Consider the following 22,974-nt stretch of genomic DNA (forward strand, 5'->3'; position numbering starts at 1 on the left):
AATACAAGACCGTATCAGCGACTCCATCAATATGCCGAAGGTCATAGTATTTTGGCTATCGGCGTGATTGAATCAGCTGATTGGCACTCTCCATCAGAGAGTGCTAATATATGTCATACCGTTTGCAGCAGCGCCATGACCCCCAGATGTAGATTGCGCCGCGCGCTGCAAACCGCAAGACCGGATACAGTAAAAAGAATGAAACTGGTCCCTGCCGCGTGGCAGGGCCGTATGGAACAAGCAAGACTACGAGGAGTAAACATGACTACGATGTCCGCATTGGTTCCCACCAAAAATAATGCGCTGAACCTTGGGTTCACCGGCAACCTGGGCAATATTGACGCCTATATTTCGGCCGTGAACCGTCTGCCCATGTTGACCCACGACGAAGAAATTTCGCTGGCGACGCGCTTGCGCGAAAAAAACGACCTGGCCGCCGCGCAGGAGCTGGTGCTGTCGCACTTGCGCCTGGTGGTGTCGATCGCCCGCGGCTACCTGGGTTATGGCCTGCCGCATGCCGACCTGATCCAGGAAGGCAATATCGGCCTGATGAAAGCGGTCAAGCGTTTCGATCCGGACCAGGGCGTGCGCCTGGTGTCGTACGCCATGCACTGGGTGAAAGCCGAGATGCACGAGTACATCCTGAAAAACTGGCGCCTGGTCAAAGTGGCGACGACGAAGGCGCAGCGCAAGCTGTTCTTCAACCTGCGCAGCCACAAGACCGGCCTCGATGCGATGACGCCGAAACAGATCGATGCGCTGGCCAAGCTGCTGGACGTGAAACGCGAAGAAGTGATCGAAATGGAAACGCGTCTGAGTGGCCGCGACATTGCGCTGGAATCGCCAACCGACGATGAAGATGACAAGTTTTCGCCGATCGCCTACCTGTCGTCGGAGCAAAGCGAGCCGACCAAGGTACTGGAAGCGGAGCAAGTGACGCGCTTGCAATCGGAAGGCCTGGAAACGGCGCTGGGCAAGCTGGACCCGCGTTCGCGTCGCATCGTCGAAGCGCGCTGGCTGGCCAACGACGACGGCTCCGGCGCCACGCTGCACGCGCTGGCCGAAGAGTTCGGCGTATCGGCCGAGCGCATTCGCCAGATCGAAGTGGCGGCGCTGAAAAAAATGAAGGGCGCGCTGGCCGCCTACGTGTAAGCGATGTGCAGTGCCCAGTAAAAAGGCGCCGCAAGGCGCCTTTTGATTTTAAGCAGACAGGCCCTTGGCCAGCAATTCTGCAACGAGTTCGTTCAGATCCGCGCCACGCTCCTTGGCCAGGGTTTGCAACTGCAACACCAAGTCGCTGTTGAGCTTGACGGCGAACGGTACCAGGCCCAGGGCCTGGTCGAGTCTGCGCTGTTCGCGGCGGTCAACGACCACCGCTTCCTTGCCGAAGGCGCCGGCGCCGGGAACATTCATCTTTCCCATCAACTTCTTGGCATCGCTTTTCGCCAGGGCGGTTTTTTTCATGGTTGTTTCCTGATTTTCAAAACAGCCATTTTACGCCATCGCCGCACGCCAGGCGTGCGCCAAGGCGTGCGCCGCAAGAATATCATTTTGTTATGATCAACAATCTCATCCGTGAATACCACACAGAGGACGCTATCTGAAAGGAAAAGCATGTACTACCCGAGTCATTTGTTACGCACCCTGTTCTGGCCTTTGATGCTGTGTCTGGCCCTGGCCGGCTGCGGTGCCGCCACCAGCGCCGGCGATGCACGCAATACGCCGCGCAGCGTTACCCATGTATTGTCGCCGGGCGAACAGGTTGCCATCACCGCCACCGATACCCTGAAGCTGGACCGTGTCAACGACAGCCGCTGCCGCGCCGGCGCCGTCTGCGTCTGGAAAGGCTATGTCAGCTACAGCTTCACCCTGCTGCACAGCGCCGGTACAACCGACCTGGTGCTGTCGGACTCGATGCCCAATGGCGCCAGTTCCATCACCATCAATCACCTGACCTTTACTTTGCTCGACGTCGACCCGGCCACGCCGCCGCCGGTCGATGCGGCGCTGCCCGTCTACCGCGTCAAGGTCAAGATCACGCAAGGAGCGCTCAAGCACTGATGTCGTGGCGGCAGCGGCTGTCGGCAGGTGCCTGCGCCCTGTCAGTCATGCCATAGTCGCGTACCACGGCGGCAATGCGCAGCCGGTAATCGTCGAATACGCCATGCCTGCCTTCGGCTTGCGCCGCGCGGTGCGCTTCGAGCTGGCGCCACTGCGCCAGCGCCGCTTCGTCACGAAAAAACGAGAGCGACAGCAATTTGCCTGGATCGCTGAGGCTGCTGAAACGTTCGATGGAAATAAAGCCGTCAATCTGGTCCAGCAGCGGGCGCAGCGCGGCCGCCAGTTCCAGGTAATGCGCGCACCCCTCTGCGCTGGGCCACACTTCGAAGATCACGGCAATCATGCGGCCTCCGCTGCAGCAAACACCGGAATGCGGGCATTCGGCGAGGCGCGGTAATGACTATCGAGCGTCAGTTGCGCCAGCGTCCCGGACCAGGCTGACAGAATGGCCCGGACGATGGTCTGCGCCACCGCTTGCCCCGGGCAGCGATGCACGCCATGGCCAAAGTCCAGGCCGTCCTGCGCCAGCAGCACCAGCACCATCTGGCCCTGGCGTATCGTCACGCCTTCCATTGGCACATCGCAGGCGGCATAACGGCGCGTATTGTGGATCGCCGGCGATGGCTGCCGGGTGCGCAGCGCCAGCACGCTGTTGCCCAGCAAACCTGCGGTCGCTTCGCAGGTCTGCACCAGTAATCCAATCAGATTGGCCCGCAGGCCGACATCGTCGCCTGGCCTCAATTGCTTGAACGCCGCTTGCAAACTCAACGCCGCCAGTTGTGCCCGCGCAATGGTGGCGCAGTCAGCCTGCACCGGCAAAGCGGCAACAAAGTCGCGTGTCCAGCACGCGATTTGAGGCCAATCGGCCGGCGACAAACCCAGCAACTGCGCCACGGCAAACAGCGGCAGATCAAACATCAGCTGATTGAGCTGTTCAGCGCTACCAGGCAGGTGCTGCCGGGCCAGGAAAACAGTATCGGCATGCAGGCGGGCAAGATCCATGCTGGCCAGTTCCTGCATCAGAGCGCGCCGCGCTTGTGTATGGCGCTCGCCATCATTCATGCGCACCAGCTCGGCAAAAATCGCGCCGCAAGCGGTGCCCATCAGGTGTTCGGGCACCGGCTGATCCAGTGGCCGCACCCGCAAATCACGGTGTGCCAGCACCGCCGGCACGCCGCTGCCGGTTGCCAGCCAGCAGTCCAGCCCCGCGTCAAAGCGCAAGGGCGGCCCGTCCGCCAGGCGGCGATAGTAGTCATGGGGCGCGGCGTGCGTGACGGCGGCCAGCATATGGTCAGGATCATGGGGAAACATGGCAACTCCATTGCGGTGGTGAATGGAGCCGAGTATGCTGGCCCTTTCACCTCAACACTTCGTCCGGGAACGAACCATGGATACCAATACTGCCGACACCGGCCTGGCGCAACTCGCAGGCGCCATCGCCGAGCCTGCCCGCGCGCGCATGCTGTGCAGCCTGCTCGACGGCCATGCGCGCACGGCAACCGAGTTGTCGGTGCTGGCCGAGGTCGGCGCGTCGACCGCCAGCGCCCACCTGACGCGCTTGTGCAAGGACGGCCTGCTATCGGTGGTGGCGCAAGGCAAGCACCGCTATTACCGGCTTGCCAGCGTCGAAGCGGCACAGGCGCTCGAAGCGCTGCTGGTGGTGGCCGGCATTTCCAGCCCCGTGTTTGTGCCTTCTACGCCGGACCGCCTGCGCCATGCCCGTACCTGCTACGACCATATGGCCGGCACGGTGGCCGTCGCCCTGCACGACCAGTTGCTGGCGCAGGACTGGCTGCGCGGCGATGACGGCAACTACCGCTTGTCCGAAGCGGGCGCCATCGGCATGGCGGCGCTGGGCATTGCCGCAGCGCCGCTGGCCGGCCAGCGGCGCCGCTTTGCCTGCGCCTGCCTGGACTGGAGCGAGCGGCGCTTTCATCTCGGCGGCGCACTGGGCGCGGCCGTGCTGCAACTGGCGCTGCGCCAGGGCTGGGCCGAGCGCGAACTCGACAGCCGCGCGCTGCGCATTACGGCCATAGGCCAGCAGCGCCTGATGGCAGCATTGGGGGCACCATGATCGAGTTCCAGGCCCTCTCCAAACGCTACGGCAGTTTCGACGCTGTCAAACCCTTGACCTTCCAGGTAGGGCGCGGCGAAGTCTTCGGTTTCCTGGGGCCGAACGGCGCCGGCAAGACCACCACCATCCGCATGCTGATGGGCATTTTGGTGCCGACCAGCGGGCGCGTGCTGATCGACGGCCTCGATTGCCACCGCGATGGCGCGGCCGTCAAACGCAAGGTCGGCTATTTGCCCGACAATCCGATTTTCTATGACTACCTGCGCGGGCGCGAGATCCTGCAGTTCGTTGCCGAAATGCACGGCTATTCCAGAGCGCAAGCGACCACCAGGGCTGCCCAGCTGCTGACAGAGTTCGGCCTCGACGAAGCAAGCGAGGACTTTGCCGTCAACTATTCGCTGGGCATGAAGAAAAAACTGGGCCTGGCCTGCGCGCTGATCCATGAACCGCCCGTGCTGGTGCTCGACGAACCGATCAACGGCCTCGATCCGCGCGCCTCGCGCGATGTGCAGGAACGCTTGCTGCGCATCGCCGCCGCCGGCACCACCATCTTTGTCTCGACCCACTTGCTCGACATGGCGCAAAAGCTGTGCAGCCGGGTCGCCATTATCCACCGCGGCGCGCTGGCCGCCACCGGCAGCCTGGACGAGATCCGCCAGCAATTGGCCAGCGCCGGCAGCCTGGAAGATATTTTCCTGCAGCTGACGGACGAGCCCGGGGCATGATGGCCACACCGTCTACCCTGCACGCCATCTGGCTGCTGATCCGTTTGCGCCTGCGGCGTCTGCTCAACTTCAGCGGTTCGGCCTTGCTGTTCAAGCGCGGCCAGAACGGCAAGAGCCGCGCGGCCACGCCAGGCAAACGGCGCGGGCGCTGGCTGGTCGGCGTCTTGCTGATGGCGCCGATGCTGTTTTCGTTCGGACACATGGCCCGCAACAGCGTGCTCAACCTGCATTGCCAGCTCGACGCCGTGGCCGCTTGCGGCCTGCATCACGCGATGCCGGCGGTGATCGCCCACTTGACCGCCACACCGTTCAGCACGGCGCTGCTGGCCGGCCTGGCCTTCCAATTGACCCTGCTGTGGCTGGTCAGCGTGCTGGTGCCGCTCGGCACCGGCGACCTGGCGCGCCCCGACTGGGACCTGGAATGGCTGGTCACCCTGCCCGCCCCGATTGCGACCGTTCTGTGGGCGCGCGTATTCGAGCGCAGCGTGGTCAATCCGGCCGGGGTGCTGGCCGTGCTGCCCACCACCACCATGATTGCCTGGTACTCGGGCCATGGCTGGCTCTCGCCGCTGCTGGCGCTGGCCGCCAGCCTGGTGCTGCTGTTGCTGGCCGCCATGCTGCGCACCTTGGTCGACACGGGGTTGCGCCTGTCGCTGGCGCCATCGAAACTGGGCAATTTGCAGGCAATGATTTCCATCGTGTCGCTGCTTCCCATGTATGCCGGCATGTCGTTCGGCATGGGACAGAGCGGTTTCCTGTTCGGCTGGGTTGCCAGGCTGCCGGCCTGGATCGGCTGGACCCCGCCCGGCCAGATCGTGGCGCTGCTCAACGCGCAGGACGCCGGCGCCGCCCTGCTGGCGGCTTGCGCCTTGCTGGCGCAAACGCTGGCCTTGCTGGCGCTGGGCATGGCGATCTTGCGCCGCCAGCTGCGCCACGGCGTGGTCGGTTCAGGCCAGCGCGCCGGCGTGCGCAAGGCGGCAACATCGGCGCCGGTCCCGCCCGGCCGCTGGCAGATCGGCAGCGTGATCCAGCGGCGTGAGCTGACCTTGCTCAAACGCGACCGCAATTTCCTGGTGCAAACCATGTTCCTGCCGCTGCTGATACTGGGCAGCCAGGTGCTCTTCACCGGTCGCCTGCACGATGTTCGCGAGCTGCTCGACAGCCCGGCTCTGGTGGCCTCGACCGGCTTTTTTCTCGGTACCTATACGCTGATGATGTCGGCGTTCCAGAACCTGAACAAGGAAGGCGGCGCGCTGTGGCTGCTGTACACCTTCCCGGCCGGCGTGGAACAGGCCCTGCGCGAAAAGGCCCAGCTGTGGGCCGTGCTGGCGATGGTCTACCCCGTCATCATGTTCGGCGCGGCGCTGGCGTGGATGCCGGCCTGGCGCTGGGACATGGCGGGCCTGATGCTGCTGGCGCTGGCCGGCATCCCCCTGTATGCGGTGATCGGCGTGGCGCTGGGCGTGTTTGCCAGCGATCCGCAAGCCACCGAAGCGGCGGCGAAAATGCGCCCGGCCTACATGTATCTGTACCTGCTGCTGACCGGCTTGTATATCGCAGCATTGGCGGCCGGCAGCGTGGTGCAGCAGCTGGTGTTCGTGGTGCTGACCGGCGCGCTGGCCGTGGCACTGTGGCAAAAGGCGCGCGACGAAATGCCGTATCTGCTGGACCCGGCCGCATCGCCGCCGGCGCGTGTTTCGGGCGCCGACGGCCTGATCGCCGCCATGCTGTTTTTCGTGCTGCAGGTACTGGCCTTGCTGCTACTCAAAGGCAAAGGTCCGGCGGACTTGCAGCAGATCGCCATGGCGTTCGGCATCGCCGGCGTACTGACCTATGCTTCGATGGGCCTGGTCTACTGGCGCAGCAAGGCGACCGGCGTGCCGCGCATCCAGCAAGGCCGCCCGGCCTGGCCGCTGGTGCTGACCGGCACCATGCTGGCCGCCGTGCTTGGCGTCGGCTACACCATGCTGCTGCAGGCATACGGCCTGGCACCAGCGGCCTCGCCGCTGCTCGACGGCCCATGGAGCTGGCTGTGGCTGGGCGCGCTGGCGGTGCTGGCCGCGCCGCTGTGCGAGGAATTCATTTTCCGTGGCCTGATCCAGGGTGGCCTGCGCCGCTCGCTGCCGGCCTGGCAGGCCGTCATGATCGGCGCGGCCATCTTTGCCATCGTCCATCCGCCAGCGTCCATGCTGCCGGTATTCGTGCTGGGCTTGTGCACCGGCTGGGCCTACGAGCGCAGCGGCGCGCTGCTGGCGCCGATGCTGGTGCATGCCAGTTATAACGCAGCCATGCTGGCCTGCCAGTTTGCCCTGCTCTAAAAGAAAATGGCCCGCACGATTGCTCGTGGGGCCATAGTCCAGGATGGAAGCACCGCCGGGATCAGATCACCCGGCTGCGCCTGCGTAAGTAGCTGCGGCTTAATGCGCCTTCCAGTTCGCGCTCCGTTTTATGCTGGTTCACCGTGTACAGGGCCCACAGGGCCGCTGGCACCCAGCCGATCACAGTGCACTGCATGACCAGGGTGGTGGCGCCGGCCAGGGGACGGCGCAACATGAAAAACGTGAGACACGGAAGTAGCAAGGCTATCAGCAATCGCGTCACGACATACTCTCCTTCTTTACTCAAGAGCAGCGGACAGGAGCCGGTATCCGGTCCGTCCCTCGCCCGCTGCGTACTGCTCCTTATAAATGCACGGTGATCTGCGGCATCAAATCGTCAAAGGTACGGCCATTGCCGTTTTCGCCGATCGCGTGCATTTTCCATTCGCCGTTATGGCGGTACAGCTTGGCCATGATCTGCGCCGTATGGGCGCCCTGGACCGACAGGTTGAAACGCGCGATTTCCTGGTTATTGCTGGCATTCAAAATGCGGCAATAGGCGTTTTCCACCTGCGAGAAGTTCTGGCCGGTAAAGCTGTTGACGGTAAACACCAGGCTTTTCACGCCGGCCGGCACATTGGCCAGGTCGACATTGATCTGCTCGTCGTCGCCATCGCCCGCGCCGGTGCGGTTGTCGCCCGTGTGAACGATGCTGCCATCTTTGCTTTTCAGCTGGCGGAACCAGACGATATCGGACACCTTGTTGCTGTCGTCAAACAGCACGCACGATGCGTCCAGGTCGACAGCTTCGGTTTTCGAGCCGAAGCCCAGAAAACCCTTGGTCTTGACCGAATCCCAGCCCAGGCCCATGGTGATGCGGGTCAGGCTGGTGCCAGCTTCCTTGTCCAGAGAAATCTTCTGGCCCTTGCTCAAATTGACAGACATACGCAGTGCTCCTGTTTGGTTAGTGTGTGATTACGCCGGCTTGCTTTGGGTCCAGGCCAGGAAGGCCGCGCGGTTGCGCGAACAGATCAATATCTTGCCAGTGCCCGTAAATTTGAGCACCATGCCTTCGCCGCTGGTCTGGCTGTTGATCAGGTTGCCCAAAAATCCCCCGCTGCTGCCGGTCGTAATGGAAATTTCGTATTGCAGGCGGTTGTCCCAGCACACGACGTGGGCGTTATCGATCACCACGTCCTTGCCGGGCACCACGTCCAGTTCGGACATGGCGCCAAAGCCGGACACCGCCAGTTGGCCGCTGCCAGCCGTTTCGGTGATAAAGAAACCACCGCTCTGGGCAAACAGCGCGTTGCCGATGTTCTGTGTGCGCACCTTCAGTTCCACGCCGGAACTGGCCGCGACAAACGCGCCATCGCTGATCATGTATTGCTGGGCGCCCACTTCCAGCACGCGCATGGCGCCCGGCAAGGTCGGCGACAGCAGGCAATCGCCATCGCCGCGCAAAGCTTCGACATGCTGCTGGAAGAACGATTCGCCGTTGGCAAAGGTGCGCATCAGCGCAGCGCCCAGGCCGCCGGTCATCTTGCCTTTCAGCTCAAGATTGGTTTCCATCATCACCATCGCGTCCGATTCGCAATAAATCTTCTCGCCCTTGGCCAGCGATACATGCAGAAACGGGTCGATATCCCCGGTAACACTAAAAACTGGCATACAAACTGTTCCTTTCCTGGCGATGGTGATGAGGTGTGGCGACCTTAGACGCCGACGCCGAACGATGCTGCCAAAGGACCTAAACCGCCCTTGTAGCCCTGGCCGATGGCCTTGAATTTCCAATCGGCGCCGTTGCGGTAGATCTCGCCGAAGACCATTGCCGTTTCGGCCGAGCCGTCTTCGGACAGGTCGAAGCGGGCGATTTCCGTGTTGCCATTGGCGTTGATGCAGCGCACATAGGCTTTCGAGACCATGCCAAAGTTCTGCTTGCGCGCTTCGGCATCGTGGATTGTCACGCAGACGGCGATCTTGTCGATCTCGGCCGGTACGGTCGACAGGTCGACAGTGACGGTTTCATCATCGCCATCGCCGGCGCCGGTGGTGTTGTCGCCCGAGTGGGTGACGGAGCCGTCGCTCGACTTCAGGTTGTTGTAGAAAATCATGTCGACGTCGGCACGGACCTTGCCGTCCGCTTTCAACAGGAAGACCGAACCATCGATGTCGAAAGCGGCGCCGTCGGTGGCGCGCGCATCCCAGCCCAGGCCGATGGTCATCTTGGTGATGCCGGGAGCTTCCTTGCTCAGGTTGACGTTGCCGCCTTTTTGCAGACTGATTGCCATGATGTATTTCTCCTATGTGATTGAAGGTAACGCATATTTAATACAAACACCTGGCGCCCTCCGCCGGCCCGACTCCCCGGGCCGGCAGCGACGCTTGCTGCTGCTGGCGGGCAAACCGGTGTGTTCGTTTGCCGCGCATTCTTTTTTGACCGCTTATGCCTTGACTGATTCCAGCACTTCCGTCTTGTCTTCTTCCAGCGCCATCCGGCGTTTGTAGCGTATTGATGACCACAGCGAGGCAAGGATAAAGGCCACGCCGATCAGGCCGGTAAATATCTCGGGCACATGGAACTTCATGCTGACCAACATGATCACGGCCAGGATGCCGATCGCATAGTGCGCACCGTGCTCCAGATATACAAACTCATCCAATGTACCCTTGCGCACCAGGAACACCGTCATCGAACGCACGAACATCGCACCGATCGCCAGGCCCAGCATGATGATGACCACGTCCTTGGTGATGGCGAAGGCGCCGATCACGCCGTCAAAGCTGAACGAGGCGTCGAGCACTTCCAGGTACAAAAAACCGCCAATACCGCCGCGCTTGACGATGTCGCCGATATTGCCGTCACCGTTGTCGCCTTCGAGCAAACCGCTGATCACGTCGACGCCGACGTAGGTCAAAATACCCCACAGGCCCGCCGTCAGTACCACCAGTTTTTGTGCATCTTCGATCATCCCCAGGCTGGCCATCAGGGTGCCCAGCGCGATCATCACGGAGATCGAGGAAACCTTGCCCAGCGCGCCCAGTTTTTCTTCGAAACGGCCCAGCCAGTGGGTTTCTTTTTCATGGTCCAGCAGGAAGTTCAGGAATACCAGCAGCAGGAAAATGCCGCCGAAAGCCGCCACTTCCGCGTGGTGATTCGTCAGGTGCATCGAATACTGTTCAGGGTCGCTGAGCGCCAGGTTCCACACTTCCAGCAAACCGAGGTCTGCCGCTTGCGCCACGATCACCAGCGGGAACAGCAAACGCATGCCGAACACGGCGATGATAATGCCCACGCCCAGGAACAGACCTTGCCAGAATTTGTCCCAGTTTTTCAGGACAGAAGCGTTGACGACCGCATTGTCGAATGACAGCGACACTTCCATGACCCCCAGGATCACGGCGATACCCAGGGCCGACAGCATGGCCGATACACCGCCATGGGTGTAGCCCCACCAGGCCGATATGCCCAGGCAGATAAATGTCACTAAAAATGACACTCTGAAATGCTTCATCAATTCTCCTATCAGTTTGCAAACATAAGACAGAGTATAGGTGCGCACGATTGATTTAAAAATGGAAGATAATGGAAGCATTACTTCGTAAAAACAGAAGATAGGACAACGCAGATGAAAACCACCGGCTTCAATTACCGCCATTTATACTTTTTTTGGGTCGTGGCCAAGGAAGGCGGCGTGACGCGTGCGGCCGAACGGCTGGGCCTGGCGGTGCAGACCATCAGCACCCAGCTGGCGCTGCTGGAAAAGGAACTGGGCAAGTCGCTGCTGCAGCCGCAGGGGCGGCGCCTGGTGCCGACCGAAGCGGGACGGCTGGCGCTCGGTTATGCGGACCAGATTTTTTTGCTGGGCGAACAGATGCAGGACGCGCTGGCCGACACCGACGCGGAAAAGATGCGCTTGACGGTGGGCATTTCGGATTCCCTGCCGAAACTGATGGCCTACCGCATGTTGGATGCCACGCGCAGCCTGGGCCAGCCCGTCAAGCTGGTGTGCCTGGAAGACGAGTTCGAGTCGCTGCTGGCCGACCTGGCGCTGCACAAGCTGGACCTGGTGCTGACCGACCGCGCCGTGCCGGCCGGCGCCAGCCTGCGCGTGGCCAGCCACCTGTGGGGTGAAAGCGCCATGAAGCTGTTCGGGGTGCCGGCGCTGGCCGAGCGCTACCGCGACAACTTTCCGCAGAGCCTCAATGGCGCGCCATTTTTGCTACCGACGCGCAATAACGCCTTGCGCGGGCGCATCGACGAATGGATGGTGCACCAGGGCGTGCGGCCCGACGTGGCCGCTGAATTCGAAGACAACGCCATGCTCAATGCCTTTGGCCGCAAGGGCCTGGGCCTGTTTTTTGCGTCCGCCAGTCTGGCGGCTGAAATCGAGGAACAGTTCGGCGCCGTGCTGGTGGGTGAAGCATCGTCGCTGCGCGAACAGTTCTATGTGATCTCGAACGAGCGCAAGATCATGCACCCGGCGCTGGGGGTGATTCTGGCAGCGGTGCAAAAGCCGGCAGCCACCCACTGAGCATCAACCGTCCAGGTCAGCCGTGATCGCCGCCAGCAGGGCCGCCTGGTCTGGCGCGGCCGTATCGACATTGGCCAGATGCACCACCGACAAGCCGGCCTGCGGCAAACGCAGCATCAAGGTATGAAACCCCCACAGGCCGCCGCCGTGGAACACCACCTCGCGCCCCGCGTGTTCGACCACTTCCAGGCCGAAGCGATAGGGCCAGTGGTGGCCGTCTGGCGCGCTCGACGGTTGCAGCAGGGAACTTACCAGGCTGGCCGGGTCGGCATGCTGGCGGTGCCATGCGCACTCCCATAAAGCCAGGTCATGCAGCGAGGCATACACGCCGCCATCGCCGACGGTATTCGCGTTGCCCAGGTGCTGGCGATAGCCACCCGGCAAGCTTGCATCGGGTGTATAGCTGCGCACGCGCTGCGGCATCACCGCTTGCCGCTCGGCGTCGAACAGGGTCGCATGCATCCGCAGCGGCGCGAACAGCGTGCTGCGCGCATGCTCCGCCAACGCGTTTCCACTCAACACTTCCACCAGCTTGGCCAGCAAGATGTAATTGCAGTTGCTGTAGGCATGGGCGCTGCCAGGCGCAAACGCCAGCTCATCCATTTTCCCGATGATGCACAGCAAATGCGCATTATTGAAATAGTCGCTCTCGTGCCGGCCCAGCTGGCACTGTAGAAAAGCAAAATAATCGGGGATGCCGCTGGTGTGGTTGAGCAACTGGCGCACGCTGATCGCCTGTTCGAACTGCCGCACTTCCGGCAGGTGCGGCGACACATCGTCATCGAGGCCGATCCGTCCCTGGCGCACCAAGTCCAGCATGCAGGCGGCCGTAAACTGTTTCGATTCGGACGCCAGGTAATAGCGTGACCGGCTCGTCAGCGGCACGCCCAGCTCCAGGCAGGCCAGGCCATGGTGCAGTTCAAACACCGGCTGGCTGTGGCGCAGCACCAGCGCGCTGAAGCCGGGGCCGTCGGCAGGCAGGCGCGCCTGCAGGGTCTCGAAGTGGAGGGCAAGATTTTTCATGGCAACAAGATTAACATGCTGGTGCTTATATTCAGTGGAAAAACTGATAAATCCATTCGAAAATAACGTTTGAATAATCAATCAAAAACGATTGTAATCAAGGCTCAGAAAGGTACCTGCCGCAATCACACAGACGCGAACGCGGACAGGCGCCACCGATAACAAAATCCCAGGAGCAGCAAGCATGTCCACGGCAGGCACAACGATCGATATTCCCGATCTCATCAATCACAACAAGATAGGTTCCTTCCAGGTCGGCATGCTGATCCTGTGCGGGCTGTGCGTCATCATGGATGGCTTCGACGTGCAGGCCATGGGCTATGTGGCGCCGGCCATTATTGCCGATTGGCATGTCAGCAAGGCCAACCTGGGTCCGGTCTTCGGCGCCGGCCTCTTCGGCATGCTGGTGGGCTCCTTGGTATTCAGCATCACGGCCGACAAATTTGGCCGCCGCCCGGTGCTGATCGGTTCGACCATCTTCTTTTCGCTGTGCATGCTGGTCACGCCGTTGGCCACCACCATCGAGCAATTGCAGCTGATACGCTTTATTACCGGCCTGGGGCTGGGCGCCGTGATGCCGAACGCCATGGCGCTGGCCGGTGAATACAGCCCGCTGCGCAAGAAAGTCACCCTGATGATGCTGGTGTCGTGCGGTTTCACCTTGGGCGCGGTGCTCGGTGGACTGCTGTCGGCGGCCTTGATTCCTGCGTTTGGCTGGCAGTCGGTGTTTTACGTGGGCGGCGTGGTGCCGTTGGTAATCGGCGTGCTGATGTTTTTCTGGCTGCCCGAATCGATGCAATTCCTGGTGTTGAAGAAAAAGAATTTGCACAAAGTGGCGCAGTGGCTCAAGCGCATCGACCCGGGCGTGACGATCACGGCCAGCACGCAATATGTGGTGCATGAGAAAGAAACGCGCGGCGCGCCGGTGCTGGCGCTGTTTCGCGAAGGCCGCGCGAAGATGACGGTCTTGCTGTGGGTGATCAACTTCATGAATCTGCTGAACCTGTACTTTTTGTCGAACTGGCTGCCGACGATTGCGAAAGAAGCAGGCCTGTCGACCGCCAACGCGGTGCTGGCCGGTACCGCCCTGCAAGTGGGTGGCACCATCGGCACGCTGGTGATGGGCCAGCTGATCGACCGCTCGAGTTTCCGCCGCATCCTGCTGCCCTGCTTCCTGGTGGCGGCGGTGGCGATTGCCCTGATCGGCCGCCCGGATGTGTCGCTGGCGTTCCTGTTCATCACGATTTTCATCGCCGGTTTCTGCATCGTCGGCGGCCAGCCGGCCGTCAATGCGCTGGCAGCCAGCTACTATCCCACCACCTTGCGTTCGACCGGCATCGGCTGGAGCCTGGGCGTGGGCCGCATCGGCTCGATTATCGGCCCGGTGCTCGGCGGCGAGCTGATCCGTTTGAACTGGCCCAACAGCACGATTTTCCTGGTGGTGACGATTCCGGCCATCGTGTCAGCCGTGATGGTGTTTTCCATGCGCGCTGGCAGCACCGGCACCAGTACTGTCAAAGCCTGAAAAGGACTGAAATTGCGGCGCGCGCGGCTGATATTAGGCTATGGTGGCCTTCGTCGTTTAAGATGACGTTTTAACAGCCCATCTTTTTGCGTCCCCATGCATAATGTTTTGCTTGTCCTGCTGGCCTTTTTCCTGGTCGCGCTCAACGGTTTTTTTGTTGCCGCCGAATTTGGCATCGTTACCTTGCGGCGCACGCGCATCCGCGCCATCGCCAAGACGCAGGGACTGCGGGGCCGCATCCTGGCCAAGGTGCATGGCCAGCTGGACGCCTATCTGTCGGCCTGCCAGCTGGGCATCACGCTCGCTTCGCTGGGCCTGGGCTGGGTCGGCGAGCCGGCCTTTGCCGGCCTGCTCGAGCCATTGTTCGGCGCGATCGGCGTCAACTCGCAGGAGCTGATCCACGGCGTGTCGTTCGTGGTGGCCTTCAGTGTGATTTCCTTTTTGCATATTGTGGTCGGCGAACTGGCGCCCAAGTCGATGGCGATCCGCAATCCGGAAGCGGTCGGCCTGTGGAGCGCGATTCCGCTGTACGGCTTTTACTGGGCCATGTATCCGGCCATTTTTTTGCTCAATGCCAGCGCCAACTGGGTGTTGCGCCTGGCTGGCCTGTCCGGCAAGGGCGGCCACGATGCGCATTATTCGTCGGAAGAACTGAAACTGATTTTGCGTACCAGCCAGCCTGGCGAGAAATTCACGCGCGACGAGCGCAATATCCTGGCCCAGTCGCTCGATTTCGAACAGATGACGGTGTCGGACCTGATGCGACCGCTCAATGAAGTGGTCGCCCTGTACGCCTCGGAAACGCTGGAGCAGAACCTGGAAACGGTGCTACGCAACCGCTTCAGCCGCTACCCGTATTTCGATACCAATGAAGACGACGTGCTGGGCGTGATCCACCTGAAAGACCTGTTTTTCGCCCAGCAGGCCGGCAAGACCATCAGCTCGCTGATCCCTTTCCTGCGGCCGGTGGACATTATTTCCGCACGCACGCCGGCGCTGGAACTGTTCCGCCGCTTCCGCGACGGCGCGCCGCACTTCGCGCTGATCGGCGAAAAAGGCAAGCGCCCGGTCGGTTTCATTACGCTGGACAACTTGCTGGGCGCCATGGTGGGCGAGATACGCGATGAATTCCGCCGCAACGAAAACGACTGGCTCAAGCAGAGCGACGGCACCCTGATCGGCAAGGCCAGCCTGCCGATCTTTTCGCTCGAACGCATCCTCGGCATCGATATCGAAAACGAGGAACTGGGGCTCGACGATGTGGAATCGGTGGGCGGCCTGATCATGGTCAAGCTGGGCGATATCCCGAAACAGGGCCAGCGCATCACCTTTGTCGACTTCGATATCGTTGTCAAGAAGATGAACGGGCCGCGCATCGTCCTGATCAAGGTGATCCCGAAAGTCGAGCGCGACCTGGACGCCGACCTGCGCGATTAAGACTTGTTGTCGGTCAGTGAATCCTTGCCCTGCGGCACGGTGGTCACGCCCAGGGTCCAGGTTTGCAGCAGGCTGTACAGCACGGCCAGCAGGGTCGGTCCAATAAAAATACCGACAAAGCCGAACGCCAGCACGCCGCCCAGCACGCCCAGCAGCACCAGCAAAAATGGCAGGCTGCTGCCGCGGCTGATCAAGAGCGGCTTGACCACATTGTCGACGCCGCTGATCAACAGGGCGCCCCACACCAGCATGAAGATGCCCCAGCCGGTCTGGCCGCCGTTGAACAGCCAGATGGCGGCGCCCCCCCACACCAGTGGCGGCCCCACCGGCACCAGCGACAAAATGAACGTGGCGATGCCCAGCAGTGCTACGGCCGGCACGCCGGCAATCAGAAACCCCACCACTGCCACCAGCGCCTGTGCCAGCGCCGTGCCCAGCAAACCATACATCACGCCGCGTATCGTGCGGCTGATGGTCAGCGCCACGCCGGGCGCGCTGTCGCCGATAATGCGCACGCTGCCATTGAGCAAGGCGGTGCGCAGCAGTTGCCCGTCGCGGTACAGAAAGAAACTGACAAACACGGCAAGGCTGGTCTGCGCCACGCCACTGCCCAGCACGATGCCGCCGGAGGTGAGGAAATGGCGGGCCGGCTCCAGCATGTTCTTGCCCAGGTTCAGCAATTCTTCGCGGTCTTCCATGATGCGGCGCACATAGACGTCCAGCGTTTCGCCGATCAGCGGAATACTGGCCAGCCAGGCCGGTGGATGCAGAGCTCCTTCATCCAGCGCCAGGCGCACCTGCTCATAGATGCGCGCGACATTGTCGGCCAGGTTGTAGGTGACCAGCACCAGCGGCAGCACGATCACCAGCACCAGCGACACCGTCATGATGGCGGCCGCCAGATTGCGCCGGCCCTTGACCTTGCTCAACAGCAGCAGATACAGCGGCCAGCTGGAAATGCTGACGCAGACGGCAAACAGCATCGCCGGCAGGAAGGGGCGCAAGACGAAAAAGCAGCCGATCAGCAAAAAGATGACGGCTGCCAGGCGGGCGTGAGGCTCGAAACGTTTGTCCATGTACCGCGTGCATCCTGAAATGGCGCCCCAGCGGCGCCGCTGGCTCAGGATAGCAGAAGTTTAAGATCGTGCGCGATGGCGGCCGGCTTCTCGCCATGGCGCACGAACAGGCGGATCTTGCCCTGGCGGTCAAACACATAGGTGCCGGCCGTATGGTCAACCGTGTAGCTGCTGTCGGTTTCGCCTTCGACCTTGGCGTAATACACCTTGAATTCCTTGGCCACCTTGGCGGTGGCGGCCAGGTCGCCATACAGACCGACAAAGCGCTTGTCAAAAGCCGGCACGTATTCGGCCAGCAAGGCCTGCGTGTCGCGCTCGGGGTCGACGGTGACGAACAGCACTTGCACCTGGTCGGCCTGCGGCCCCATTTCCTTCATCACCTGCGCCATGTCGGCCATGGTGGTCGGGCATACATCGGGGCACTGAGTGTAGCCAAAGAACATCAGCACGACCTTGCCCTTGTAGTCGGCCAGGGTGCGCGGCTTGCCCGTATGGTCGGTCAGCGCGAATTCGCGCGCATAGCCGAGACCCGTCACATCGGTATTCTGGAACGCCGGTTTCGGCGCCTCGGGTTTGCCGCAGCCGGCCAGCAGCAAGGTCGTCAACAACAGGCAGAAGAGTTTTTTCATAAGCCGAGTGGAATGTAATGGTCGACCAGCAGCGCCAAGAACAGCAGCGACAGGTAGATGATGGAATACGTAAAAGCCTTGCGCGCGATCAGATCCGTGTAATTGCGGTACATCTGCCACGCGTAATACAGGAAGCCGGCGTTCAGTACCACCGCCGATGCCAGGTAGATCAGCCCGCTCATGCGCACGGCATACGGCATCAGGGTGGTGGCGGCCAGCGCGATCGAATACAGCCACACGTGAAATTGCGTGAATGCCAGGCCATGCGTGACGGGCAGCATCGGCAGGCCCGAGCGCGCATAGTCGTCGCGGCGGTACATGGCCAGCGCCCAGAAATGCGGCGGCGTCCACACAAAAATGATCAGCACCAGCAGCCAGGCCTGCATCGGCACGTCGTTGGCCACCGCGGCCCAGCCCAGCGCGGGCGGCATGGCCCCGGACAGGCCGCCGATGACGATGTTTTGCGGCGTGGCCGGTTTGAGCACCATGGTGTAAATCAGCGCATAGCCGACAAAGGTGACAAAGGTCAGCCACATGGTCAGCGGATTGACCAGGTAATACAGGATGCCCATGCCCAGGCCGCCGATCACCAGCGCGAACACCACCGTCTGTTTCACCGTGATATCGCCCATCGCCATCGGGCGGCGCGCCGTGCGGGCCATGCGCGCGTCGATCTCGCGCTCGGCCAGGCAGTTGACGGCGAATGCGGCGCCGGCCAGCAGCCAGATACCGATGGTGCCGAACACCACCGGCTGCCAGTCCGGCAAGGTCTCGCTGGCCAAAAACATGCCGATCACGGCGCAAAATACGGCCAGTTGCGTCACGCGCGGCTTGGTCAGCGCCCAGTACTGGGCGATGCGAGGGGAGGACTTGCGGCTGATGGTCTGAGTAGTCATTTCTGGGAGAAGACGGAAGGTGCTGTCGCGAGGATGTCGCGCCGGGCGCTGTTATTGCGCGCCGCATCGAGCTGGAATTTAGCCTTGTAGTTTAACATGGTCAGCAACAACACGAGCAGCGCCGCCCCGCCGTTATGCAGGACGGCAATCGCCAGCGGCCAGTTCAGGTAGATGGTCGCCATGCCGGTGGCCGCCTGCAGCGCCAGCACCAGGGCAATCAGCCGCGCCGTGCCGCGCAGGGACGGCAGCTTCCACGCGCGAAACACCGTATAGCCGATGCCGGCCAGCACGATAAACGCGAAATTGCGGTGTACCCAGTGGATTGCCGTCAGCGCCGAGAACGGCAAATAGTGACCGGCGGCCGTCTTGCCCAGCTCGCGCCACAGATAAAAGCCGTGTTCGAAATCCATCTCGGGAATCACCTTGCCGCCGCACAGGGGAAAGTCGGTGCAGGCCAGCGCCGCATAATTGGTGCTGACCCAGCCGCCCAGGGCGATCTGCAAGGCCAGCAGCACCGCCGACATGATGGCCAATGCGCGCACCGGGCCCAATACGGAGGCATCGGCATCGGCCCGTTTCAGCGGCGAGACGGCATGATCCTGGCGCCCGCCGAGCCACACCAGCAAGGACAACAAGCCCATGCCCAGCAGCAAATGGATCGTGACGATCACCGGCTGCAGCTTCAGGGTCACGGTCCAGGCGCCGAATGCGCCTTGCAGGCAGACAAAGAAAAACAGCGCAGTCGGCAAGGCCGGGGCGAATTCCTCGCGCCGGTTTTTTCGCCACTGGCGCCAGGCCTGCACCATCATCGCCACGATCAATACGCCGATCGCCATCGCCAGATAGCGGTGCGTCATTTCGATCCAGGCCTTCGCCACGGTGACGGGACCGCTGGGCATCAGCGTTTCGGCGGCCACGATATGCTCGTGCGCCAGGAAAGGATTGGCCGAGCCATAGCAGCCGGGCCAGTCGGGGCAACCGAGGCCGGAATCGGACAGGCGCGTAAAGCCGCCAAACATGATCAGGTCGACCGTCAGGAAAACCGCGATCCAGACCAGCTTGCGGTATTTGTTGGCGTCGGACGACACCCACACCATCGTCAAGGGCAGCAAGGCCACCAGCAAACCGGTCAGGCCCAGCTGGGCCAGCGCGGAAAGATGCATCGTCGGCATGGACACTCCTTAACCGATCGCCGAAGCTTTGAGCAGCTTGGCGATATCTTTCTTGACCTTGGTCGGGTCCGCATCTTTCGGGAAACGCATCATCAGATTGCCGAGCGGATCGATCAGGTACAGATGATCGTCCGGCCTGCCGCCCTGCTCCACCGGCAGCCAGGCTTTCAAGGCGTCGCCATTCACGCGCAGCATATTGGTGCCGTCGTATTCGCGCATGACGATGGTGTCGATCGGCTGCGGATCGGTAATCAGCCAGACGCGCTCGATGCGTTCCATTTCCTTGCCCTGCGTCAGGCGCAGCTGCTGCATGGCGAACAGGTGCTGCTTGCACGCTTGCTGGCAATCGGACGGGCCGCTTTGCAGCATCACCCACTTGCCCTTGAACTGGACCAATGGCGACGGCTTGCCGTCCAGCTCCGCCACCTGCAACTTCGCTTCCGGTATCGGATGCTGGCGCGGGTCGATCAGCGCGCCATAGTTGTTGCGGCTGGTCGGCTTGATGATGTAATACGTCACATACGAGGCGATGATGGGAAACGCGCACACGGCAACCACGGCCAGCAGTTTCCAGCGGCCGGTGGTTTGGGCTTTTTTCTCAAAAGTGTCAGGGCGATTTGTTTGCACGTCGAAATCCTGTAAAGACAAAAAATAAGAAGGCCATCAGTGCCAGCGCGACCCACTGGAAGGCGTAGCCGCGGTGCTTGTCGGCGCCCAGGTCGGGCGCCGGCCAGTCGCGCACCGGCAATCTGGCGGTCTCCGGCGAGGTCTGTTCGATCAGCAGCGGCTGGAAAGCCAGGCCGCTGGCCTGCGCCAGTTGCGCGATATCGGCATTTTGCACGATGGCCTGCGGCGCCAAAGGAGCGGCGGTACCCAACTGCATCACATGGCCGGCGTTCAGGCGCGCCACGCCCTGCAGCGTGACGGTGCCGGTGGGGGTGCTGTAATCGGCGATGCGGGTGCGCTCGGCATTGTTGCGCGGCAGCCAGCCCTGCGCCACCAGCACATGCATGTTTGAACCTTCGATTTGAAATGGCGTCAGCACATGAAAACCGGCCTGGCCGCGATACGGGCGGTTGTCGAGATAAATGGTCCAGGCGGGCACGAAATGGCCAGTGACCGTCACGCGGCGGTATTCGATCGCTTGCGCGTCCTGCGCCAGCATGGGTGCGGCGTTCAAGGACAGCGGCGCGGCCAGGTTGCCCGCTTCCAGCCTGGCGGCGCGCGCGATTTTCTCGTCTGCGCGGCGCTGCTGCCACTGCGCCAGCGACAGGCCCAGCGCCACCAGCACCAGCATGACAACAAAAGGTATCCATCGAAACTGGAAGCGGAACTTGAAGCTTATTGGCATTACAATGGAACCTCCTCAGAGCGGGCCTTGTCATCCATGAAAATCGTCGTCGCCATCGCGTTTATCCTGATCCTGGGCAGCCTGGGCTCGGCCCTGTTCTTCCTGATGCGCGACAAGGGCAAGAGCAACCGCACCGTGCAGGCGCTGGCCATGCGCGTGGGGTTTTCCATCGCCCTGTTCCTGCTGATACTGCTGGCGCACAAGCTGGGGTATATACAGCCAACGGGGATACGCTGATGGAAAAAAGGGGTCGGACCCTGTGGGTCCGACCCCGGTATTTGCTTATGGGGTGCGGCGGCTTTGCAACCCAACACCTTGAAGGCTGGGGTCAGACCCGAAGGGTCTGACCCCACACATTATAACCAATACACGACCACGTACAGGCCCAGCCAGACGACGTCGACAAAGTGCCAGTACCAGGCGGCGCCTTCGAAACCGAAGTGGTGTTCGGGCGTGAAGTGGCCTTTCAGTACGCGGTACAGGATCACCGACAGCATGATGGCGCCCAGGGTCACGTGGAAACCGTGGAAACCGGTCAGCATGAAGAAGGTAGCGCCGTAGATGCCGGACGTCATTTTCAGGTTCAGCTCGCTATACGCGTGCATGTATTCATACACCTGGAAGCCCATGAAGACGGCGCCCAGCAAAATGGTGGCAGCCAGGAACAAGGCCGTCATGCCACGGTGGCCGGCGCGCAGCGCGTGGTGCGAAATGGTCAGGGTGACGCCCGAGGTCAGCAGCAAGGCTGTGTTAATCGTCGGTATCCAGAACGGCGTCATGGTGGTAAATTCCTGCACCGTACCGGCCGGCCCCACCGAGCCCCAGTGGGCGGAGAAATCGGGCCAGATCAGCTTGTGGTCGAGGTCGCCCAGCCATGGCATGGAGATCACGCGCGCATAAAACAGCACGCCGAAAAAGGCGGCAAAGAACATCACTTCCGAAAAAATGAACCAGCTCATGCTCCAGCGGAACGAGTAATCGATGCGCTCGCTGTACAGGCCTTTTTCCGATTCGCCGATGGCGTCGCCAAACCAGAAATACAGCACCAGCAAAATACCGGCCAGGCCCACGTAGTTCAGGTACGGTCCCCAGGCGATATCATTGACCCAGGCCGACGCGCCTATCATGGTCAACAGCAGGCTGGCGCCGCCCAGCATCGGCCACTTCGATGGCCCGGGTACGAAATAATAGGGTACGGCGGCGTGGTTGGCGCTCATTCTCATCTCCTCGTTTATATAGTTATGGTACGACCAGGCTCACGATGGCAATCAATATGCCGACCAGGCAAGCGACTGCCAGCAGGCCGGCAATCACGATATGCACCGGGTTCAGCCTGGCCGAATCCGTATCGAAATCGCTCTTGCGCCGCAAACCGGTAAACGCCCAGATCACGGCCTTCAATGAATACAGGAACGACGCTTGCGGTTTGCGCGGCTCGTTCATTACTGCACCACCGGCGTCTGAGCCTGGCTCAGGCCGGCAATCTCGAAAAACGTGTACGACAGGGTGATGGTCTTCACTTCCTTCGGCAGCGCCGGATCGAGGAAGAACACCACCGGCATCTGCCGCGCTTCATGCGGCTTCAAGGTCTGCTGCTGGAAGCAGAAGCACTCGACCTTCTTGAAATGCGGCGTGGCGCTTTGCGGCGCATAGCTCGGTATCGCTTGCGCGTTCACCGTGCGCCCCTGCGTGTTGACCACTTCATACAGCACCGTCACCAGTTCGCCCGGATGCACCTGCATGCTCGAGACCACCGGACGAAAACGCCATGGCCCCTGGGAATTGCCGTCGAATTCCACCGTAATGCTGCGGGTGGCGTCGACCTGCGTATTCTTGTCCCAAGCGACCGTGCCATCCTTTTGCGTCAGCACATTGATGCCCATTACTTCGCAAATTTGCTTGTAGACCGGAATCAGGGCATAGCCAAAGCCGAACATCACGCAGGCAATGACCACCAGCTTGCCCAGCATCTGGCGGTTCAGGCCACGCATTTGCGGCTCCTGCTGCGGCGCCATGGGCGTGGGCGTCGTCATGTCACAGCCACAGCCGCTTGGCAAACACGGACAGGAAAAAGAACGCCGCCAGCGCCGCCAGGATCAGCCCGGTGCGCAGGTTGTTCGGCTTCTTGCGTCCACTATTACGCTCACTCATG

28 protein-coding genes are annotated in these 22,974 nt (G+C 61.7%); 9 read left to right on the forward strand and 19 right to left on the reverse strand.

Annotated elements, in window-relative coordinates; all coding sequences use genetic code 11:
• Positions 1-261: 261 nt before the first annotated feature.
• Positions 262-1,152 (forward strand): RNA polymerase sigma factor RpoH, encoded by an 891-nt coding sequence (rpoH, locus tag AC0Z42_RS15430; protein ID WP_065308343.1) that lies wholly within the window; start codon positions 262-264, stop codon positions 1,150-1,152.
• 48 nt (positions 1,153-1,200) lie between these two features.
• On the opposite strand, the gene AC0Z42_RS15435 is transcribed toward rpoH, so the two are convergent.
• Positions 1,201-1,464 carry a hypothetical protein gene (locus tag AC0Z42_RS15435; protein ID WP_485469087.1) on the reverse strand — a complete coding sequence of 88 codons (264 nt, stop codon included), beginning with the start codon at positions 1,462-1,464 and terminating at the stop codon, positions 1,201-1,203.
• Between the two features lie 150 nt (positions 1,465-1,614).
• Here AC0Z42_RS15435 and AC0Z42_RS15440 point away from each other — a divergent pair, with 150 nt between their 5' ends.
• The gene (locus tag AC0Z42_RS15440) at positions 1,615-2,061 is read left to right on the forward strand and encodes a hypothetical protein (protein ID WP_485469088.1); all 447 of its coding nucleotides are present in this window, start codon (positions 1,615-1,617) and stop codon (positions 2,059-2,061) included.
• Here AC0Z42_RS15440 and AC0Z42_RS15445 read toward each other — a convergent pair.
• Together AC0Z42_RS15445 and AC0Z42_RS15450 are read right to left on the reverse strand one after the other, a co-directional pair.
• The gene (locus AC0Z42_RS15445) at positions 2,051-2,404 is read right to left on the reverse strand and encodes an antibiotic biosynthesis monooxygenase family protein (RefSeq protein ID WP_485469089.1); all 354 of its coding nucleotides are present in this window, start codon (positions 2,402-2,404) and stop codon (positions 2,051-2,053) included. The genes AC0Z42_RS15440 and AC0Z42_RS15445 overlap by 11 nt on opposite strands.
• Complete coding sequence (locus AC0Z42_RS15450; protein WP_485469090.1) at positions 2,401-3,372, reverse strand: cytochrome P450; 972 nt, start codon at positions 3,370-3,372, stop codon at positions 2,401-2,403. Before AC0Z42_RS15450 ends, AC0Z42_RS15445 begins: the two co-directional genes overlap by 4 nt.
• 76 nt (positions 3,373-3,448) lie before the next feature.
• Here AC0Z42_RS15450 and AC0Z42_RS15455 point away from each other — a divergent pair, with 76 nt between their 5' ends.
• From AC0Z42_RS15455 to AC0Z42_RS15465, 3 genes are read left to right on the forward strand one after another with little or no spacing between them, the layout of a single operon-like run.
• Positions 3,449-4,135 carry an ArsR/SmtB family transcription factor gene (locus AC0Z42_RS15455; protein WP_485469091.1) on the forward strand — a complete coding sequence of 229 codons (687 nt, stop codon included), beginning with the start codon at positions 3,449-3,451 and terminating at the stop codon, positions 4,133-4,135.
• A complete protein-coding gene (locus AC0Z42_RS15460; RefSeq protein ID WP_485469092.1) occupies positions 4,132-4,860 on the forward strand; it encodes an ABC transporter ATP-binding protein in 729 nt (242 codons plus the stop codon). The genes AC0Z42_RS15455 and AC0Z42_RS15460 overlap by 4 nt, the downstream gene beginning before the upstream one ends.
• On the forward strand, positions 4,857-7,178 hold the full coding sequence (locus AC0Z42_RS15465; protein WP_485469093.1) for a CPBP family intramembrane glutamic endopeptidase: 2,322 nt from the start codon (positions 4,857-4,859) through the stop codon (positions 7,176-7,178). The genes AC0Z42_RS15460 and AC0Z42_RS15465 overlap by 4 nt, the downstream gene beginning before the upstream one ends.
• A 61-nt stretch (positions 7,179-7,239) precedes the next feature.
• Here the strand turns inward: AC0Z42_RS15465 and AC0Z42_RS15470 are convergent, their stop codons facing one another.
• The 5 genes from AC0Z42_RS15470 to AC0Z42_RS15490 form a co-directional block, all read right to left on the reverse strand.
• Positions 7,240-7,461, reverse strand: coding sequence for a YqaE/Pmp3 family membrane protein (locus AC0Z42_RS15470; RefSeq protein WP_485469094.1), 222 nt, complete (start codon positions 7,459-7,461; stop codon positions 7,240-7,242).
• Between the two features lie 80 nt (positions 7,462-7,541).
• On the reverse strand, positions 7,542-8,123 hold the full coding sequence (locus AC0Z42_RS15475; RefSeq protein WP_312435759.1) for a TerD family protein: 582 nt from the start codon (positions 8,121-8,123) through the stop codon (positions 7,542-7,544).
• A 30-nt stretch (positions 8,124-8,153) separates the two neighbouring features.
• A complete protein-coding gene (locus AC0Z42_RS15480; protein ID WP_485469095.1) occupies positions 8,154-8,849 on the reverse strand; it encodes a TIGR00266 family protein in 696 nt (231 codons plus the stop codon).
• Between the two features lie 44 nt (positions 8,850-8,893).
• Positions 8,894-9,469, reverse strand: coding sequence for a TerD family protein (locus tag AC0Z42_RS15485; protein ID WP_308923926.1), 576 nt, complete (start codon positions 9,467-9,469; stop codon positions 8,894-8,896).
• Positions 9,470-9,622: 153 nt separating this feature from the next.
• The gene (locus AC0Z42_RS15490; RefSeq protein ID WP_485469096.1) at positions 9,623-10,693 is read right to left on the reverse strand and encodes a DUF475 domain-containing protein; all 1,071 of its coding nucleotides are present in this window, start codon (positions 10,691-10,693) and stop codon (positions 9,623-9,625) included.
• 114 nt (positions 10,694-10,807) lie between these two features.
• On the opposite strand from AC0Z42_RS15490, the gene AC0Z42_RS15495 reads away from it, so the two are divergent.
• A complete protein-coding gene (locus tag AC0Z42_RS15495; RefSeq protein WP_485469097.1) occupies positions 10,808-11,713 on the forward strand; it encodes a LysR family transcriptional regulator in 906 nt (301 codons plus the stop codon).
• Between the two features lie 3 nt (positions 11,714-11,716).
• Here the strand turns inward: AC0Z42_RS15495 and AC0Z42_RS15500 are convergent, their stop codons facing one another.
• Positions 11,717-12,736: a serine hydrolase domain-containing protein gene (locus AC0Z42_RS15500; protein WP_485469098.1), complete on the reverse strand. Its 1,020-nt coding sequence runs from the start codon at positions 12,734-12,736 to the stop codon at positions 11,717-11,719.
• Positions 12,737-12,920: 184 nt separating this feature from the next.
• On the opposite strand from AC0Z42_RS15500, the gene AC0Z42_RS15505 reads away from it, so the two are divergent.
• Together AC0Z42_RS15505 and AC0Z42_RS15510 are read left to right on the forward strand one after the other, a co-directional pair.
• A complete protein-coding gene (locus AC0Z42_RS15505; RefSeq protein WP_485469099.1) occupies positions 12,921-14,261 on the forward strand; it encodes an MFS transporter in 1,341 nt (446 codons plus the stop codon).
• Between the two features lie 96 nt (positions 14,262-14,357).
• A complete protein-coding gene (locus AC0Z42_RS15510; protein WP_485469100.1) occupies positions 14,358-15,698 on the forward strand; it encodes a hemolysin family protein in 1,341 nt (446 codons plus the stop codon).
• Here AC0Z42_RS15510 and AC0Z42_RS15515 read toward each other — a convergent pair.
• The 6 genes from AC0Z42_RS15515 to AC0Z42_RS15540 are packed head-to-tail and all read right to left on the reverse strand — an operon-like array spanning position 15,695 to position 20,822.
• Positions 15,695-16,774 carry an AI-2E family transporter gene (locus tag AC0Z42_RS15515; protein ID WP_485469101.1) on the reverse strand — a complete coding sequence of 360 codons (1,080 nt, stop codon included), beginning with the start codon at positions 16,772-16,774 and terminating at the stop codon, positions 15,695-15,697. The genes AC0Z42_RS15510 and AC0Z42_RS15515 overlap by 4 nt on opposite strands.
• A 44-nt stretch (positions 16,775-16,818) precedes the next feature.
• The gene (locus AC0Z42_RS15520; protein ID WP_485469102.1) at positions 16,819-17,403 is read right to left on the reverse strand and encodes an SCO family protein; all 585 of its coding nucleotides are present in this window, start codon (positions 17,401-17,403) and stop codon (positions 16,819-16,821) included.
• Positions 17,400-18,299 (reverse strand): heme o synthase, encoded by a 900-nt coding sequence (gene cyoE / locus AC0Z42_RS15525; RefSeq protein ID WP_485469103.1) that lies wholly within the window; start codon positions 18,297-18,299, stop codon positions 17,400-17,402. The genes AC0Z42_RS15520 and cyoE overlap by 4 nt, the downstream gene beginning before the upstream one ends.
• Complete coding sequence (locus AC0Z42_RS15530) at positions 18,296-19,462, reverse strand: COX15/CtaA family protein (protein ID WP_485469259.1); 1,167 nt, start codon at positions 19,460-19,462, stop codon at positions 18,296-18,298. Before AC0Z42_RS15530 ends, cyoE begins: the two co-directional genes overlap by 4 nt.
• Before the next feature lie 18 nt (positions 19,463-19,480).
• Positions 19,481-20,098 (reverse strand): SCO family protein, encoded by a 618-nt coding sequence (locus AC0Z42_RS15535; protein WP_485469104.1) that lies wholly within the window; start codon positions 20,096-20,098, stop codon positions 19,481-19,483.
• Positions 20,079-20,822: an SURF1 family protein gene (locus tag AC0Z42_RS15540; RefSeq protein WP_485469105.1), complete on the reverse strand. Its 744-nt coding sequence runs from the start codon at positions 20,820-20,822 to the stop codon at positions 20,079-20,081. The genes AC0Z42_RS15535 and AC0Z42_RS15540 overlap by 20 nt, the downstream gene beginning before the upstream one ends.
• Positions 20,823-20,858: 36 nt before the next feature.
• On the opposite strand from AC0Z42_RS15540, the gene AC0Z42_RS15545 reads away from it, so the two are divergent.
• On the forward strand, positions 20,859-21,059 hold the full coding sequence (locus tag AC0Z42_RS15545) for a twin transmembrane helix small protein (RefSeq protein ID WP_485469260.1): 201 nt from the start codon (positions 20,859-20,861) through the stop codon (positions 21,057-21,059).
• 119 nt (positions 21,060-21,178) lie between these two features.
• On the opposite strand, the gene AC0Z42_RS15550 is transcribed toward AC0Z42_RS15545, so the two are convergent.
• Genes AC0Z42_RS15550 through AC0Z42_RS15565 form a run of 4 tightly spaced genes read right to left on the reverse strand, consistent with a single transcriptional unit; the run spans position 21,179 to position 22,973 of the window.
• Positions 21,179-22,039 (reverse strand): cytochrome c oxidase subunit 3, encoded by an 861-nt coding sequence (locus tag AC0Z42_RS15550; RefSeq protein WP_485469106.1) that lies wholly within the window; start codon positions 22,037-22,039, stop codon positions 21,179-21,181.
• A gap of 22 nt (positions 22,040-22,061) precedes the next feature.
• Positions 22,062-22,265: a DUF2970 domain-containing protein gene (locus tag AC0Z42_RS15555; protein WP_485469107.1), complete on the reverse strand. Its 204-nt coding sequence runs from the start codon at positions 22,263-22,265 to the stop codon at positions 22,062-22,064.
• Positions 22,265-22,855, reverse strand: a complete 591-nt coding sequence (locus AC0Z42_RS15560; RefSeq protein WP_485469108.1) for a cytochrome c oxidase assembly protein — start codon at positions 22,853-22,855, stop codon at positions 22,265-22,267. The genes AC0Z42_RS15555 and AC0Z42_RS15560 overlap by 1 nt, the downstream gene beginning before the upstream one ends.
• 1 nt (position 22,856) lies before the next feature.
• Positions 22,857-22,973 (reverse strand): cytochrome oxidase small assembly protein, encoded by a 117-nt coding sequence (locus tag AC0Z42_RS15565; RefSeq protein ID WP_217270561.1) that lies wholly within the window; start codon positions 22,971-22,973, stop codon positions 22,857-22,859.
• Between the last annotated feature and the right edge of the window lies 1 nt (position 22,974).

It is taken from the genome of Janthinobacterium sp. 1L-D-8-B-C4 (assembly GCF_057291295.1).